Genomic DNA, 3,250 nt, shown 5'->3' on the forward strand with positions numbered 1-3,250 from the left:
CAATACCATCGTAATCCTCTTTCTGAACCTGCTCGACAAGTAAGGCGCTAAAACCCATAATTCCATTGAAAGGACTTTTGAGATCGTGGGCTATGATAGAGAAAAATTTGTCTTTTTCGGCGTTGATATTTGAAAGTTCTTTGTTTTTCTGAATTATTTCGGCTTCCGTTTTTTTTCTTTCCTCAATATTCCTGGTTACACCAAGAATTTCGATATCACCTGAAGGGTTGAAGCTGAATTGTGTTGATACTTCAATCCAGATAATCTCTCCATTTTTACAATACTGTTGCAGTTCATTAATATAATAATCCGTTACTTCGGGATGTGCAATAAAAGTATTTACATTTTTGGTTATCGTGTCCTTTACTATTAAAACCGAATCAGGCGTTAGCGAATCTTCTATACTTTCATTCATAGCTTCACTTGCAGTTACACCTCTTAATTGAAATACCGATGGGCTGATATAAGTAAATTTACCGGTATTTGCATTCAGAACCCAAATTACATCTACCATATTTTCGGTAAGCAAACGGTATTTTTTCTCACTTTCGCGCAATGCATCCTCCGCCAGCTTGCGCTCGGTGATGTCGCGTTCGACATACAAAACACCAGTTGGAATATTGCTGGCATCGAGAAGAATATTGGCATTGACTTCAGAATAAAATGTACTTCCATCTTTTCGTACCATCAGATATTCGCTAGCTCCTGTCAAAGTGCCATTGAACAACTCATTTATCAAATAAATCGCTTTTTCATGATAATCAGGATGAAGAAATTCCATGATATTTCTGCCTAACAGCTCATCTGTTGCGTCATAACCCCACATAGAACCACTTTTCTCCGTTACAAACTGTATTGTTCCATCCAGTGCAGCAATGGCAATACCATCGGGTGAAGTTTCAATAATTTTTCGAAATCGATATTCGCTTTTTTGTAGCGCTTCCTCCGCCTGCTTGCGCGCGGTGATATCTCTAGTAATGTTCATCAATGCAGGCTGGTTCTGATAATTTATCAGAATGACTTTTACCTCAGTATGTCTGTCATTTCCGGCTTTATCCCTGATAATTGTTTCGAAATCAACACTGCCTTTCGTTTGAAGAGATTCTATCCTTTGAAGCATAATATTTTCCAGAACTGGCACCTCCAATTCTTCGAGTTTCATCAGCAGTAATTCTTCTCTGGTATAACCAAACATCTCGCAAGCTGCTTTATTAAATTCAATGAAGTGGGATGGTTTTCCATCAGTATTGAGACTCATAAGAGAAATACTGTCCTTGTTTGAATCGAAAAGCATCTGGTACTTTTGTTCATTTGCTTCCGCCTCTTCTTTGGCAATAAGTAATTCTTCCTCCGCCTGCTTGCGCTCGGTGATGTCGTGAATGATCGAAAAGAGCATTTTTTCATTATTTATTTCCATTGGTGTTGAATGGACTTCGACTGTGCGAATTTGACCATTCTTCAATTTATGGGGGAAGGTGAAATAATTTAGATGTTGATTTCGTGCATTTTGTATCTCCTTTGCTACCTCATCATTTGATAATTGGTTTATTTCCTGGATACGCAGATCGCATAGCTGTTGATGAGAATATCCGTAAAATAATTGAGCCGCAGAGTTTGCATTAGTAATCGCACCGCTTTCCGGATCGATTAAAAGCATAATTGCAGCGTGATCATTAAACATTTTACGGAATTGTTCTTCGCTTTCCCGAATTTTCTCCTCCGCCTGCTTGCGCTCGGTGATGTCACGCGAAATGCCCTGCAAGCCAATGGGGACTCCATTTTCGTCGCGTACGAAGCTAACATGAATTTCCATCGGAACCATGCTGCCGTCTTTCCTGCATTCTTTAATTTCGATGGTGCGGCTGCGGTTTTTGTCCACTGCCGGGTCTTTTTCCTTTTCGAGTTCTTCATGCAAAAGGGAATGTATTTTTTGCAGGGTTTCGGGCGAATATCGTTCTTCAATGCTCAGATGCAGGTATTGGTCGGCAGAAAAACCTAAAATCCTTTCCACCGATGGGCTGATGTAGGTGAAGTTTAGTTGCAGGTCGATTTCCCAAACAAAGTCGGTCATGTTGTCGGTGATTGTTTTGAGCCTTGCTTGTTCATTTATCACTTTTCTTTCCTCATCTATCCGGCTCAATAACATGCCTGTAAGGTCGGCATAAGTTTCGAGGGTTTCCCGGTTTTGCAATTGGCTGCCGCGTTTAAAAAATAGGACAAAATCGCCAAGCATGGTGTTTTCGCTTGTGGTTTTTACCACGGCAACCTGCCCGATGTTAAAGGTTTTGCTTAACAGAGTAATGATTTTTTCGGGAATTGTGGTTCCGGTTAAATCAGTAAGCTGCTGAAAAATCGTAGTTTTTTGCTTATCGATTTTTTTCTGCCGCTCGGGGTCGTACACCCACTTTTTGCCACGGGGGTCGAAGCCGAGCAAGGAAATGCCTTTTTCGATATGTTTATTCATACCCGAAAAAGCGATGGTTGAAAAATCGCGTCCTTTTTCATCGAACTTGTTCAGCACGGCATAGGTAGCGCCGGATATTTCCCGGGCTTTGTCGGCCACGTATTGCATGTCGATGGTTTGTGCTGTGAAATTATTAAATGTGGCAGCAATATCTGAAAGAGACTTTTGTGCTGAGATATCAGTAAAAACGGTTGAGAAATAGTATTTTTGGTTTGAATAGGCATGCACCTTGTACCAACTGCCCATTGGTTTTGAATATTGTTCAAACTCGCTTTCACCACCATCAAGGGCGATATCCCCGTAATATTGCACCCAGTCGAAATTGCCTTCGCGGATACCGGGCAGTACTTCACACACGGTTTTGCCAATTATTTCTTTGGCTTTTAGTCCGGTGATGCGTTCAAAGGCAGGGTTGACTTCCAAAAATTCATAATCGGTGGGTTTTCCCTGTTCATCAACTATAATCTTATGGTACGCAAAGCCGAAAGGGCTTTTCATAAGAATTGATTTGTAGTTTTTGTCGTCCATATCTTTATTTTTTTATGCTACTCTTGTTATTAGTTGCAGTTGTATTTTTTTAGCATTGGCTATAACGTTTCGCAGTTATGGAGCGTGCCCATTTCTACGAATACTCTTTGATTATTGCTCAAATTTAATAATAGGGTTACCCATTTAAGTCTCGTGTAATTTAATCGAAGCGTAAGCAATCGGTTTATGCTCTACGCATCTCTGAATGATTTTATCTAAAATTGATTGGCGATGATTCCTTCTGTTAAATCTAAAGAA

At 40.2% G+C, this 3,250-nt stretch carries 1 protein-coding gene; it reads right to left on the minus strand.

Features of this window, described 5'->3' with window-relative positions; all coding sequences use genetic code 11:
- Positions 1–2,992: PAS domain S-box protein (locus HNS40_RS21900; protein ID WP_172284848.1), on the minus strand; the 2,992-nt coding region annotated here is incomplete at its 3' end.
- Between the last annotated feature and the right edge of the window lie 258 nt (positions 2,993–3,250).

Origin of the sequence: Lentimicrobium sp. S6, from assembly GCF_013166635.1 — a bacterium.
GTDB lineage: Bacteria > Bacteroidota > Bacteroidia > Bacteroidales > UBA12170 > UBA12170.